A 14364-nucleotide genomic window follows, 5' to 3' on the forward strand; every position below is an offset into this window, starting at 1 on the left:
TTTATATATTATTTTTTCTTTTTAGCTTTTGCCTTTTTTTTAGACTTTGCTTTCTTTTTTGCAATTTTTTTAGCTTTAGCTTTATCTTTTGCTTTTTTAGCTTTTTCTTTTTTCTTAGCGGCCGCTTTTAATTTTGCTTTTTTAGCTTTCTCCTTCTTTTTATCTTTTTTAGCCTTATCTTTTTTCTTTGCAGCTTTCTTTTTCTCTTTTTCCTTTTCTTTGTCTTTCACCTTTTTAGCTTTTTTATTTTTAGATTTATCTTCAGCTGTTTCTTCAGTTGAAGTATTTTTTGCTGCGTTTTCTTCTTTTATTTCAGTTATTGGTTCTATAACTGCCGGTTTAACCACAGGTGCAGTAACTTTTTTTGCAGGTGTTCTGCGTACTGCTGTTTTTACTGTTGCAGCAGGAGCAGTTGTTTTTGCTGCTGGTTTAGCAGGTGCTTTTGTTGCAGTAGATTTTGCAGCGACTGGTTTTGCAGCCGTTGTGGTTTTAGCTGGAGCTGCTTTGGCAGCAGTTGTTTTTGCTGGTGCAGCCGTCGTTGTTTTTGTCTCTTCTGCAGCAGGTTTTACATTTTCTGCAGCTGGAGAATCAGTTTTCTCAGGAGTAATTTCTTCGGGTTTGTTTTCCATATATTAAGTGCTTTAAATGAGTGTATTAATAGCAATGTGACCAAATTGTTAAATTTCGGTTAAGTAAAGATAATTATAAAACAAGCTTTCTAATGTTAAGTTTTTCGATATTTTAATGGATTAAATATCTGATTGTTAAAAAGTTAGTTTTTTGCCTAAAATTTTAAAGCTGAATTTCTTAACAATTCTACATGAAAAAATGGAAGAATTTGCTGTATAATAAGAGTTTTTGCTGATAAGTTCTTTTAAAGACTGGTGCTCTAGCCCTGATGGAAACGGTATCCTTTTATCGCGCCGCGGCGGATAAAAGATACAGCGGACAGCAGGAACAGCTCCTAATTAATATTGAAGCAGCCTTTAGTTTTTGACCAATTCTAAAATTTTAAAATTGCTTTTTGGAGCTTCGCAAAGCGAACAGCAATAGGTTTCAGGCAGATTTTCGAACAAAATGCCTTTTGGAATTCCCTGAGTTTCGTCTCCGTATTCAGAATTGTAAAGCGTTAAACATTCCTGGCATTGATAAATATCTAATTGCGGTTTTTCTTTTTTCTGCGGATTTTCATTGGTTTCAGCGCTAGAATTTCCAAGTTCTTCAAAATATTTACGGCTTAATTCAATTAAAATTGTTGGCAGTTCCAGTTTGTCAATATCTTGTGAATGCACAATATATTCGCGAGTATTTGGATCAAAATTTCTCGCAAACAATACATTATAGGTATCTCTGATTTTGATAGATTCTAAAGCAGCCGGAAGTTCATTTTTTTCGATTACAATCGAAGTAAAATAATGTCCGTCGCGGTTGTATTCTGAAATTCCGAAATTCAATCCGTAGGTACTAATATCGAATTGATCTAAAGTTCGAACTAAAAAAGTTTTAAGATTCAAAGCCCATTCCATTGCAACGGGTAAATGCCAGTTGAGTTCTAATAAAGAATGACGAACGTTAATGCCGCGTTTTCCCAGGAATTTTTCCCATTCCAGTTTTCGGTCTTTCGGAATTCCTTTTATAATAAAAGATTTCCAAGGCGTGATACAGATTTTTCCAATTTTGCATTCAAAACACAAATCGCACATTTCTTTCAGAAAATCCAAATCGTATAAATTATTCCTCCAGTACAATCCCAGCCAGTATTGATCGATTCCCATTCTGTTCATTCCTTCGTAATAAGGAAACGGATAAAACGGGATATTTAATGGTTTGTCAATTGTTCTGTTATTGGTATCTAAAACTTCGCTCACCAATACGAAAAGCGTTTCTATATCAATTGAATCTTCTTCAGAGATTTTCTCAATTTCATAATAAATCTTAGCCAAATCCCAGCTGTACAGCAGAACAGGATAAACTTCTATTTTTTCCCATTTAGGAAGACGAATATATAAATACCAATAATCTTCGTGTTCTGAAGCTATAAAATTCAAATGTCCTGTAAACAGCGGAACCAATTGCTGTTTAGGGTCGGTTATGTTGACTTTAAGTTTTGGCTGTTCTTTAAATTCTTCTAAAATATATAAAAACCGATTTCCGGTAAGCCAGTTTGTATTTCTGAAAATATCAGTAGAAACATAAGACGAAACAATATTGTTACCGCTTTTTTGATCCGGATAAACAAAATGATGTTTTCCTAAAGTGGTTTTATCTAAAGTTTTAAATCCTTTCGGAAAAATAATATCCTGTCTGGAACCAAACGAAATGGAATCCAAACCTTCTTCTAAAGCAATATTTACAACTTCTTGTAATTCTCCTGGCGAAATAACGCCTCCTTTTACTATTAATCTTGTTAGTTCCATTTTGTTTTTTGTTTCAGGTTTTGCTTTGTTTCAGGTTTCATGTTTCCTCCAAGCGTGTCAGGCTGAGCGTAGTCGAAGCCCGATTCTAATTGGAGCGCCCTTCGACTCCGCTCAGGGTGACATTGTGTTGAAACAAAACAAACTATTTATACTTCGCCAATATCTCTTTAACCTCAGTTTTACAGCTTCCGCATCCTAAACCTGCGCCTGTGTTTTTGCATAATTCGGTAAAATCATTTACGCCGCTTTTTATGGTTTCTTCGATGTTTCCGGCACCAACCTGACTGCACGAACAGACTAATTTTCCTAAAACCGGTTTTGCATTTGAACTTCCTCTTAAAAGCGTATTTCGTTTGTCTGATAATTCAATTTTGCTTTCAATCATAGTTTTAAATTCGGCAAACTCGTTTTTATCGCCCATTAAAATGGCTCCAACCAAAAGATCGTCTTTAACGATGCATTTTTTGTAATAGCGTTTTTTAAGATCAGTAAAAACAATTTCTTCGTACGAATCGTCGTTTTCCGGAATTGTCAAATCGCCAATACTGCAAAGGTTGATATCTTCTAATTTTAAAATGTTCATTAAAATAGAACCTTTATAATAACTGCTGATATCGCCCGCAAGGTAATTGGCGAGAATATCGGCTTGTTCTTCGGCAGCAGAAGTGATTCCGAATAACTTATTATTAAATTCGGCTATTTCGCCAATTGCGAAAATATCAGGATTTGAAGTCTGTAAATACTGATTTACTTTAACGCCGCGTCCGCAGGCTAAACCGCTTTCACGTGCAATTTCAATATTTGGAATTGTTCCAATTGTATATACGATTGCATTTGCCGTAATGATTTTACCGCTTTTTAAAGCAATCTCAATTTCGTTTGGATTATCGGTTTCAAAAACGGTGCTGACTTCATTATCAAAATAAATCTGAATGTCACGAAGCTGTACTTCTTCGGCCAGTAATTTGCTTGAAATTCGATCCAATTGACGCTCCATTAAACGTGAAGCTCTTTGAATTATGGTTGTTTTTACTTTTTTATGTTTTAAAGCTGCAGCCAATTCTAATCCTAATAAACCGCCACCAATAATGACTACGTGCTGTTCTTCGGGCGGAAGATTGGTGCTGTCGAGATGTTTTTTCAATCGGTCGGCATCTTCTTTTCTTCTAACGGTAAAACGCCCGGGAAGATGAAGCTGTGCATTTTCTGGGACAAAAGGACGGCTTCCGGTTGCTAAAATCAGCGAATCGAAAGTGTGAATTTCGCCCTGACTATCTAAAATTGTTTTTTTGCCGGTATCTATTTTATCAATTGAAACTCCGGCTTTCATAGTGATATTGAGTTTATTGAGAGTTTCACCGTCTTTAACTTTTAAAAGCTGTTCCCAAGTGAATTCTCCTGTCATGTATTCTGGCAGTAAAACACGATTGTAAAACGGATTTATTTCATTCGAAAAAACAATAATTTCATCAGTCGAATTGAATTCGCGGTAGTTTTGAATGAATCGGAATGAAGCTGCTCCGGCGCCGACAATTGCAATTTTTTGAAACGGTTTTACATATTTTTTAATCGAAACGGTTGTGAATTTAAAATCAGGTTCTTTTGAAACGGGATCGACAACGGTATTGGTTAAATTATTGGTTCGGTTTAAATCATTTTCCAGCTGTTTTCCCCAATTCATGGGCAGGAAAACTACTTTTTCTTTAATAGAATCTGTAACTTTTGCTTTTACGCGGACTTCTCCGTTTTTGCTTGAAATCACGACAATATCACCGTTTTTAATCTCGTTTTTAAAAGCATCAATTGGGTTTATTTCTAAAACAGGACTCGGAATATGGGTTAATAATCTTGAAACTTTACCCGTTTTGGTCATTGTATGCCATTGATCGCGGATTCTTCCTGTGGTTAAAATAAAAGGAAATTCGTCGTTTGGCTGCACCGAAGTATTTTCGATAGAAACAGGAAGATTAAAAATGGCTTTTCCTGAAGGTGTATAGAATTTTTTATCGGTAAACAATCTCGGCGTTCCAGGATGATTATAATCTGGAACAGGCCATTGAAAAGTGCCTTCAGTTTTTAAACGGTTATAGTTTAAGAATGAAATATCAATATTGGTATTTTTGGTAAGGGCGCAATGTTCTTTGTAAATTTCTTCGGCGCTGTTGAAATTGAATCCGCTGAAATTCATTTTTTTAGCAAAACGAATTAGGATTTCAATATCTGGAAGTGCTTCTCCGGGCGGATTAATTCCTTTTGGCAGATAGGAAATACGGCGTTCAGAATTGGTCATCGTTCCTTCTTTTTCCAGCCAGCCGGCTGCAGGTAAAAGTAAATCAGCAAATTTGGCTGTATCGGCATTATGAGAAATATCCTGAACGACTACGAATTTTGCATTTTGAAGTGCTTTTTCGGCTCTTCTAGAATCGGGTAAACTCACTAATGGATTGGTACAGATAATCCAAACGGCTTTCATTTTTCCTGATTCCAGCGCTTCAAACATTTCTGTCGCTGTTAAACCCGGTTTGTCTGAGATTTCGTCAACGCCCCAAAAGTCGGCAACTTCTTTGCGGTGTGCTGGATTGGCAATGTCTTTATGCGCTGCTAAAAGCGTTGCCATGCCGCCCACTTCACGTCCGCCCATAGCGTTGGGCTGTCCCGTAAGAGAAAAAGGCCCAGAACCAGGTTTTCCGACTTGTCCGGTCAATAAAGATAAATTCAATAAAGCTGTATTTTTATCAACGCCAACAGCACTTTGATTTAATCCCATCGCCCAAAGCGAAATAAATCCTTTTGCTTTCCCAATAAGATCTGCGGCAAGTTTTATGTCGTTTACAGAAATACCGCAGAGTTTAGAAGCTTTTTCCAGCGAAGTTCCTAAAACTAAGTCTTTGTATTGTTTGAAATTCTCTGCGTGGTTTTTCACAAAATCATGATCTACATATCCTTTTTCGATAATTCGTTTGGCAATAGCATGATATAAAATAATGTCTGAACCGGGAATAATCTGTAAATGCAAATCGGCAAAAGCTGCTGTATCAGTTCGTCTGGGGTCGATACAGATTATTTTTGTTTTTGGATTTTTCTCTTTGTGCTTTTCAAGCCTTCTAAATAGAATAGGGTGGCACCAGGCAGGATTTGCGCCTGTAATTAAAAAAGTGTCAGCCAGTTCGATATCATCATAAGCAATGGGAACAGAATCTTCTCCAAAAGTTTTTTTATAACCCACAACAGCAGAACTCATACAGAGTCTGGAATTGGTGTCGATATTATTGGTCTTCAAAAAACCTTTTACAAGTTTGTTTACTAGATAATATTCCTCTGTTAAACATTGCCCCGAGATATAAAAGCCAACGCTGTCTGGTCCATGTTTCTTAATAATTGAAGAAAAAACAGCTGCTGCGCGATCTAAAGCCATGTCCCAACTAACACGTTCCAGCGGATACGATTTACTTCCGCGCATTTCTGGATATAAAATCCGGTCAGAAGTATCATTAACTACGTAATGCAGATTCATTCCTTTAGAACACAGCATTCCTTTGTTTACCGGATGGTCTTTGTCGCCTTCGACCATTACACCATTTTTTGCATCATTGGTTACGATTATACCACAGCCAACGCCGCAATAGGAACAGGTAGTTTTGATCTTCGTAGTTTGCATTTGAGTTCTATTTAGAGATACTACTTTTATTTGAATGGTCTGACTTTAGAAAAGTACTTAAGCAAAAATAAGTATTTTTACGTATTTATACGTATTTTTTGAATTTATTTTTTTATTTTTGATTGAAAATAAATGAGAAACAACATCTTAATTTTTTAATATACTTAAAGTTTAAGACTCATGAAAGAAGAGCAAGCCATTTGTTATTCCTGTGTAAATGAAAATTGTTTTATAAAAAAACACTTGTATTTGGAGCAGATGAAAGCTTATATTTCTAAAAAGCAAAGCGTTATTTGTAAAAAATCAGATCGGTTTATTACAGAAGGCGCGCCTTTGCAGGGACTTTATTTTATATGTAAAGGAAAAGCCAAAACAATAAAAACGGGTATTAATGGCCGTGAGCAAATCGTTCGTTTAACTACTAATGGTGATATTATTGGTTTTCGCGGTTTTGGAACAAGCAAACGTTATTTAATTGGTGCTTATGCACTAGAAGATACTGTTTTGTGCAATTTCAGCAACGAGACTATGCTTGAAATTTTACAGCACGTTCCTGAGTTTACGTATGCTTTAATGTTGTTCTATGCCGAAGAATTGAACAAAAGTGAAAATAATATACGCAAGATTGCGCACATGAATGTTCGTGAACGTGTGGTGGATTTACTGCTTTATATTCATCGCAAATTTGGGCAGACTAATGGTTTGATTGATATTGAGCTTTCGCGAAAGGAAATTGCAGACTTTGCCGGAACGACTGAAGAACAAGCGATTCGCATAATTTCAAGTCTTAAAAAAGAAGCTTTGATAAAAACAATTGGAAAACGAATTGGGATTTTGGATGTTGAGGAATTACGTTCTGAAATTATGGAACACAAGTACTTTTAGGTTTTCTAACACATAGAAACATAGAATTTAAAATCTGTTGAAAAAGATTATTTTAAAAATCTAGATTTTACACATACCTATGTGTATTGATGAAAGTGAAACGCCTTTAAGCGAATTAGAATCTATGTTTCTATGTGTTAAAAATGAGCGTGCAAATTTTTATTTTTTTCTTCCAACAAATCGAATTACAGAACCTGTTCCGTTATGGAATAAACCTTCGCTGAGTTCGATTTCTTTTTCTTCTAATTCTATAATTTCATAATTCGGGAAATCGGCTTTGATTTCTTCGATTGAAAGAAGAGATTCAATATCTTTTGGTCCGCCTACTTTTTCATTTTTGGTTACATATTCCAAATGTTTTTTGCTGAAAGCTTCAAAAATTATGATTCCGTCTTTTTTTAGAAGTTTATCCAGCTGTGTGTGAATTTCAGATTTTATAGAAGCCGGAAAGTGCGCATAAATTAAAGCAATAGCATTAAATTGTGCTGTATGAAAATCTAAAGTTTCCAGTTCGCCAATTTGATAATCAATAGAAACGTTATTTTTTTCTGCTAAAAGAAGTGCTTTGTTTCTGCCTTCTTCACTAATATCAAAAGCATAAACTTCCCAGCCTAGTTTTGCTGCAAAAATGGCATTTCGTCCTTCACCTTCAGCAGGAAAAAGAATGGTGCCGATTTCTAGTTTTTCTATTTGTTCTTTTAAGTAATTGTTGGGTTCTTCGCCGTATGCAAATTCTTCGTTTTTGTAACGGTCGTCCCATCTTTGAGTCCAGGTATTGTTCATGATTTTAATTATAAAAATATCAATCAAATATAACGAATAACAAAACCTCAGGGGTAAAAAAAATACCCTTTCTCAAATTTGAAAAAGGGTAAAATTTTATAAAATCCGATTAATAAAATCGTTATTTTTTATAAGTAAAAATTCTAGGATTTACAGAAATCATCAGCCACGTCCAGTTGTTAGTATGACCAGCGTCACCGTTTTTGATAAATTCCATGGTTTTAGATCCAAACATTTGAGAATATCCTCCAGTAACGGTAATATCTTTTTTAAAGTTATAACCAAATGTGGCATCAATTTCAGTTCCTAAATACGAATCTAATTTTTCGTTTAATGGTGTAACTACATCTGCAGCAGATAAGAATACATGCGGAATCAAAGTAAACTGCCACTTATTTACATTGTAGTTTAATTTTATAAAAGCATCTTGTAAACCAACATTGTTTAAGTGATTTCCAACATAAAAATAATCCATGTAACCGTTAAAACCGTGGTTGGTTCCAAAAATAGGATTGAATGATTTGATTACAGTGCTTCCGTCATTTGAAGCTTTTCCAGATAAAAATTCATATCCTAAACCAGCTTTAAAGGAATCAGTTAGGCTGTAATTAAAATTAATAGCAGCATTCCATGCGCTGACTTTTAAATCTGTGCTTTTTCCGGTTTGACCGTAAAGCCAGAAATTAGTGTCGATTTTACTTGTCTTGTAAGTCAAATATGGTCCAAAAGTTTGTTTATAATCTACCAATAGTTTTGCATCAGCATTTGCATATTCATAACCGGTATTAAGCAGTAAAAAGCTTGCACCTAAACTTTCAGTAAATTGATTGTGGTACCATGCGTACTGTAATGCTTTGTAATTAGCAACAGTATATGGAGTTTGAAGAACATTTTCAGCAGTTGAATTGTATGCGCCTCCAAAATCAAGTTTTTGTTTTTCAGTTTGATATGTAAAGGTAAGCGCATCGTGGCTCTGAGCTTGCTGAGCCCAGTCCATTTCACCTAAAATACGCTGGTTATCATAAGAAAGAACCTGACGTCCCATTCTGGCGCTCCATTTTTCGGTAAAATTATATTGTGCCCAAGCTTCAAAAACAGCCACTCCGTTTTTATCTGCCGCTGCAGTTGATGGAACATCACCCCAGGTTCTGGTATTCTGCAAAGTCAGTTTTACAATTAAATTTTCTTGTTTGTAATTGAAATTTAAGCGTGAACGCTGTGAAATTTGTGATGTGCCTTTTTGACCTTCCTGAAGAAGTTGTTTGTAACCGTTTCGATATTCAAAACGTGGTCTGATTTGCAAATTGACATCTAATTCCTGAGCCTGAATTTCAAAGCTTAATCCTGCGATAAGTATTAAGATTAGTTTTAGTTTCTTCATAAAATTGGTAAATTTTTATCGAGGGTAAATTTATAAGAAAATGCCGTCGAATACTATGATTACAGTCATATTTCTAATCTTTTTTTAATCTAAGTTTAATATGCTGGTTCTAATTTTGCTTTAGTTACTTTAACTTGTTTCTCTCTAGATAGTTGTGTTATAGTATAATGCATCCAAACCAAACACACAGTTGAAAAGATTAAAATAAAAATCCATGAACTTGACCAGATTCCGCTTGCTGTTAGTAAATATCCAAATATAATTGGGCCCAAGAATCCGCCTAAACCGCCAATCATTCCAACCATGCCGCCTACAACGCCAACTTCATTAGGAAAATATTCAGGAATGTGTTTGTAAACTGCTGCTTTTCCAATTCCCCAGGAAATCCCGATTAGAATAACTAAGACCAAGAAAACCCACATATTGGCATCAAACTTAATAACCGTTACGCCTTTGGCAATTAATTCTTTTTTAGCAACACTTTGATTGTGAGCAACAACTACATCCTGCCAGCTCGAAGTAGTAGGGAAAATGGCATTTTCGGCTGTATTGGCTGTTTTTTGTGCAATTGGATATTCTTTATCGCCAACTTTTACGGTTTTGTCACTGATTTCGTTTACGACTCCTTTTTTAGCAGCCAGGATTCCCGGACCAGAAGTAGTGATTTCCATTTTTGGAATCGATAAAAATGCACTTAAAATTACCGAAGAACCCAAAACCCAATACATTACTTTTCGGGCTCCAAATTTATCTGATAAATAACCTCCAAAAGCTCTAATAACACCAGAAGGTAAACTGAACATCGTGGCAAACAAACCTCCCATGACTAAACTTGTTTGGTAAACGTTCATGAAATTTGGCAGCAGCCATTGTGAATAAGCCACAAAGCATCCGAAAACTAAGAAATAATAAGCTCCAAAACGCCAAACTCTTTGCGATTTTAAAGGTGTAAGCATTTGCGAAATTGTTTTACCGCTGCTTTCTATTTTTTTATTTTGGGTGAAAATCAAAAACGCAATACCAATTACGACTAATGAAACTGCATAAATAACAGGAAGCACTTTCCAGCCGTTTTGCGGATCATCAATAGAGAAATGGTTTAATAGAGAGGGTGCTAAAAAAGTAGTTATTGCAGCTCCAGCATTTCCCATTCCGAATATTCCGAGAGCGCGTCCCTGCCATTCTTTTGGATACCAGATTGAAGTGTAACCAATTCCAACTGCAAAACTCGTTCCGACCATTCCGAATAAAAAGCTTAGTAAAGCAAACATGGCGAAACTATCAGCGTAGGGAAGGAGGAACAGCGGAATTGAACTTAGAAGCAGTAAAAGTGAAAAAACATATTTTCCGCCAAATTTATCGGTTAAGATGCCAATTGGCAGACGCATTATTGATCCGGTTAAAATTGGAATACCCAAAAGCCATCCGACTTGGATAACATCCCAATGGAAGATTCCGTTATCGACTAAAAAAGTTACCAGAACTCCGTTTAATGTCCAGCAGGCAAAACACACTGTAAAAGCCAATGTGTTCAAAACTAAAATTTTGTGTGATTGCGATAGTGAGTTTGTATTTTTCATAGCACTTATATTTTCATGTAAAAATAAGTACTATAACTTAGTTAAAACCTGCTAAAACGCAGTTTTTGAAAAATAATTACGTATTTATACGTATTTTTTAGATTAAAGAATACTCAGCCGCTTTGTTCGAAAGTTCCATAAGGTTTTTTACTTTCAGCTTTTTCATTAGGTTAAAACGATGTACTTCGGCAGTTCTTTTACTAATTTCAAGAGCTTCGGCAATTTCTTTATTTCCTTTTCCTGATAAAAGAAGTGTCAGGATTTCTTTTTCTCTTTTGGTAATCATCATTTCTTCACCTAAAGTTTGTTTAGGTTCTAAAGATGCAGTCGAATTTGTTAATTGACTTATCAAAATAGAAGAAATATCACCGCTGAAATATTTACCGCCCGAAGAAACGGCATGAAGAGCTTTTAAAAATTCTTCTTTTGATGAGCCTTTCAGTAAATAACCGTCGGCACCGGCTTTTATAGATTTCAAAACATACTCTTCTGATTCGTGCATCGAAAGCATGATGATTTTTACGGTATTATTCTCGTTTCTAAGTTTTTCTACTACCTCGATGCCCGTTAAGTTTGGCATACGAATATCTACTATAAGTAAGTCAGGTTTTGTTGCTGTAACCACTTCCAGAGCATCTGCCCCGTCAATTGCTTCACCAACAACCTCTATGTTTGCTTCGTTTTCCAGTAAAGATTTGATTCCGTCTCTAACAAAAACATGGTCATCTGCCAATACTACACGAATGATATTACTCATAGTTTACTTAATTTTGATTCTGAATTTTTACGTATATTCATCTAAAAAGAAGATGCTAATATACGTACTTTTTTTATTTAAAATTCCAAATTTTTGAAATTCCAAACTCCAACATTAAAAAATCATTAGAAAAAAATGCAATATCAATTACAATATCAATGACAATTACAATGTCAATAGCAATTGCAAAAAACAATTTTAATATCTAAATATGAATTTAAACACTTTGTATTGTCAGGCTGAACGGAGTCGAAGCGCGTGTTAAGAAATTCCGTAATCTAAATCACCAATCTTTGTTTAGTTACTTGCTTGGACTTCTCCCGAAGCCTCGGGATCGCTCAGCCTGACAAATAGAAATTCGGCTTTTAGATAAATTATCTAATTATCTAATTCCCACATTATCTCATTTAAGAATGGAAATGTTAAAAGTAATCCTCGTTCCTTCGCCTGGAATGGAGTTCATGAAAACGCGTCCGTTAATGTATTGGATTCTTTCTTTCATAAATAAAAGTCCCATTCCGGATTCGCTGTTACGTTTTTTATCGACTGAATTGACATCAAAACCTTTTCCGTTGTCGTCAACAATAATACTGAGAAGCGTTTCGCTGTGAGAAAGCTGTACAATAATATGCGATGATTCCGCATATTTTATAGCGTTGTTAATCGCTTCTTGTGTAAGTCTGTAAATATTGATTTCTATTAAGGAATCTAAACGCTGGTCAAAATCGGTTTTGTTGTAAAACAGGATTTCTTTTCCGGTAAGTTTTGAAAGTTCCTGCGTGAGTTTTGAAAGTGACGAAACAATTCCGTGATCGCTTAATTCCGGTGGCATCAAGTTAAAAGTTGCCGTGCGGACACCTTTAATAATGTCAAGCGAAAGTTTCTTTAAATATTCAATTTTCTGTTCTGATTTTTCTCTGTCATCGAGATTAATGCTTTCTAAACTAAATTTTAAACCTGTAAGCATTTGACCAATTCCATCATGAATTTCTTTTGCAATTCGGTTTTGTTCGTTTTCTTGATTTTCAACAATTTTGCTCGAAATAATCTTTTGCTGATTGATTTTTTCGGTGGTGTTTTCAAGGTTTAAACGTTCAACTTCACGTTGTGCTTTTTTGCGTTCAGTGATGTTAAAGCACACAATCAAAAGTTCCAGTTCGTCTTTCTTGATCATTACAGGAACCATCGATAAATCCAGCCAAATAGTTTCGTTTTCTCTATTTAAAATACTGATTTCGCCCTGCCAGCCGCTGCGTTGTTTTTCAAAAATTAAGCGGTCGAAATTGGTTTGTTCTTTTTCGTCAACGGTTAAAACTTCAGAGAATTTTTTGTTCGATGAAAACTTGGTATAATTAAGCAGTTTAGCAAATTTTTCGCCAATATGAATGATCGAACCATCTGGTGCAATTCGGCAATACAATAAAGTATTTTCCATTGCATAATTAAGAGATTTCAATTCTTTTACCGAATTTTCTTTGATTTCGCTTAATATTTCTGTGTCGTATGCGAGCTTTAGAGCTTTCTTTTCTGAAGATAAAAGCTTGGCAATTAATCGCTCGATTTTCTTATTGGTTGGTTTGAAAATGAAGAAGAATTCTAAAAGAAGAACTAAAAGCGTGAAACCGAAAATCCAGTATTCTATTCGGCGTTGTTCAGTTACTTTTTCGTGCGCTTCAAGATCGTATTGGGTTACAATCTGATTCATTTTCGAAAGGAAAATCCCTTCGTTTTCTAAGATTGTATTTACGTTTTTTTGGTTTTCAGCAGTTGTTTTTTTCTGCTTTACATTCAATAAAAAAGCTTCTGTAGTTTGTGCAATTTTATTGAAAATCGGATTGATTTCGAGATATAATTTAGAAAGTGTTTCTGATTTTTCTTTTGGAAAAGCCAGACTATCACTGCCATTTTCGAGTGCATTTTGGTTTTTCTTCCAAAGTGCTAAAACTTCATTTAAATGTGAAATTTGTTTGTCTGAAGCGGTATCAGAAACATAATGCAAAATCAGAACTTCTTTGACAATTTTCTGGCTCAGCATTCGTTGTTTTCCCGAAAAATTGATAATCTTAGAATCGCTTAACTGCTGATTCAGATTGTATTGCACTAAAAACTGACTGATAATTATAGTTAAGGCAATAGTAAGAAGCGCAAAAAAATACAGACGACGTAAATTTTTGAATGTGATTTTTTCTGCAGCTTCCTGATTGCTTTTCTTCATATCTTTTTTACAATCCTAAAGAAGCTTTTATCAAGTTTAAGTTTTCTTCAGAATAGTTGATTTTTAAGGCTTCCTGATGTCCTTTCTCCGACATTTTATCCCAGGTTTTTTTGATGATGTTTTTTAGTTTTTCTTCATCGTGTTTGTGAACAAAAGGTTCTAAGTAATATTCTAAGAACACCAAACAAATTACATCTTCTAATAATTGAGTTTCGGCATCTTTTTTAAGAAGTTTTTTTTCAATTAAAAAAGAAACACGATCGATAAAAGTTTGATCGTAACCTGCTTTTGCTAGAATTTCGGCAGTAGTTTTTGCGTGAAATTTTTTCAGTTCTTCTCTCCATTTCAAATAACCAACACGATCCATTGGGTATGATTCGCGGGCAACTTTCCATCGGCAGATGTGTTGTGCTTTTGAAGCGATTTGGATTTCTTCTGACGCATTAGGTTCAAATTGCATCAGTCTTTCGTACATCCTGTTTGAATATAATAATTCTTTTGGATATTCTTTGTTTTGGTCTAATTCAATATTTGGGTCTTGTGCATTTTCAGCATCAATCCATTCGCTTGCTTTTTGAAAAGGTGTAGTCATTTTTTGGTTTGATAATAGAATTTCAAAGATACGGAATTAAGTTTTTTTTCGCCACGAATTTCACGAATTAGCACGAATTATTGTTTTGCTTTTTTG

Annotated in this window: 10 protein-coding genes; 1 reads left to right on the plus strand and 9 read right to left on the minus strand. The window is 34.9% G+C overall.

The features are described from left to right. Positions 1-8 precede the first annotated feature (8 nt). The 3 genes from ACTJIW_RS22885 to ACTJIW_RS22895 all read right to left on the minus strand — a co-directional run bounded on the left by ACTJIW_RS22885 (position 9) and on the right by ACTJIW_RS22895 (position 6075). Positions 9-629, minus strand: a complete 621-nt coding sequence (locus tag ACTJIW_RS22885) for a hypothetical protein (protein WP_440715867.1) — start codon at positions 627-629, stop codon at positions 9-11. 357 nt (positions 630-986) lie between these two features. Beyond that, entirely contained in the window at positions 987-2417 is a 1431-nt protein-coding gene (locus tag ACTJIW_RS22890) for a rubredoxin (RefSeq protein WP_440715866.1), read from the minus strand. 142 nt (positions 2418-2559) lie between these two features. Further along, a complete protein-coding gene (locus ACTJIW_RS22895) occupies positions 2560-6075 on the minus strand; it encodes a molybdopterin-dependent oxidoreductase (RefSeq protein ID WP_440715865.1) in 3516 nt (1171 codons plus the stop codon). A 180-nt stretch (positions 6076-6255) separates the two neighbouring features. Here ACTJIW_RS22895 and ACTJIW_RS22900 point away from each other — a divergent pair, with 180 nt between their 5' ends. Beyond that, entirely contained in the window at positions 6256-6960 is a 705-nt protein-coding gene (locus ACTJIW_RS22900; RefSeq protein WP_440715864.1) for a Crp/Fnr family transcriptional regulator, read from the plus strand. A gap of 159 nt (positions 6961-7119) precedes the next feature. Here the strand turns inward: ACTJIW_RS22900 and ACTJIW_RS22905 are convergent, their stop codons facing one another. The 6 genes from ACTJIW_RS22905 to ACTJIW_RS22930 all read right to left on the minus strand — a co-directional run bounded on the left by ACTJIW_RS22905 (position 7120) and on the right by ACTJIW_RS22930 (position 14268). Beyond that, positions 7120-7743 carry a class I SAM-dependent methyltransferase gene (locus ACTJIW_RS22905; RefSeq protein WP_440715863.1) on the minus strand — a complete coding sequence of 208 codons (624 nt, stop codon included), beginning with the start codon at positions 7741-7743 and terminating at the stop codon, positions 7120-7122. A gap of 121 nt (positions 7744-7864) precedes the next feature. Continuing rightward, a complete protein-coding gene (locus ACTJIW_RS22910; protein ID WP_440715862.1) occupies positions 7865-9124 on the minus strand; it encodes an alginate export family protein in 1260 nt (419 codons plus the stop codon). Between the two features lie 95 nt (positions 9125-9219). Then, the gene (locus tag ACTJIW_RS22915; RefSeq protein ID WP_440715861.1) at positions 9220-10704 is read right to left on the minus strand and encodes an MFS transporter; all 1485 of its coding nucleotides are present in this window, start codon (positions 10702-10704) and stop codon (positions 9220-9222) included. Positions 10705-10801: 97 nt separating this feature from the next. Then, positions 10802-11461 (minus strand): response regulator, encoded by a 660-nt coding sequence (locus tag ACTJIW_RS22920; RefSeq protein ID WP_440715860.1) that lies wholly within the window; start codon positions 11459-11461, stop codon positions 10802-10804. Positions 11462-11864: 403 nt separating this feature from the next. Beyond that, positions 11865-13676, minus strand: a complete 1812-nt coding sequence (locus ACTJIW_RS22925; RefSeq protein ID WP_440715859.1) for an ATP-binding protein — start codon at positions 13674-13676, stop codon at positions 11865-11867. Between the two features lie 7 nt (positions 13677-13683). Beyond that, positions 13684-14268: a DUF4202 domain-containing protein gene (locus ACTJIW_RS22930; protein WP_440715858.1), complete on the minus strand. Its 585-nt coding sequence runs from the start codon at positions 14266-14268 to the stop codon at positions 13684-13686. Positions 14269-14364 lie beyond the last annotated feature (96 nt).

It is taken from the genome of Flavobacterium sp. 22659 (genome assembly GCF_052044235.1).
Classification (GTDB): Bacteria; Bacteroidota; Bacteroidia; order Flavobacteriales; family Flavobacteriaceae; genus Flavobacterium; species Flavobacterium johnsoniae.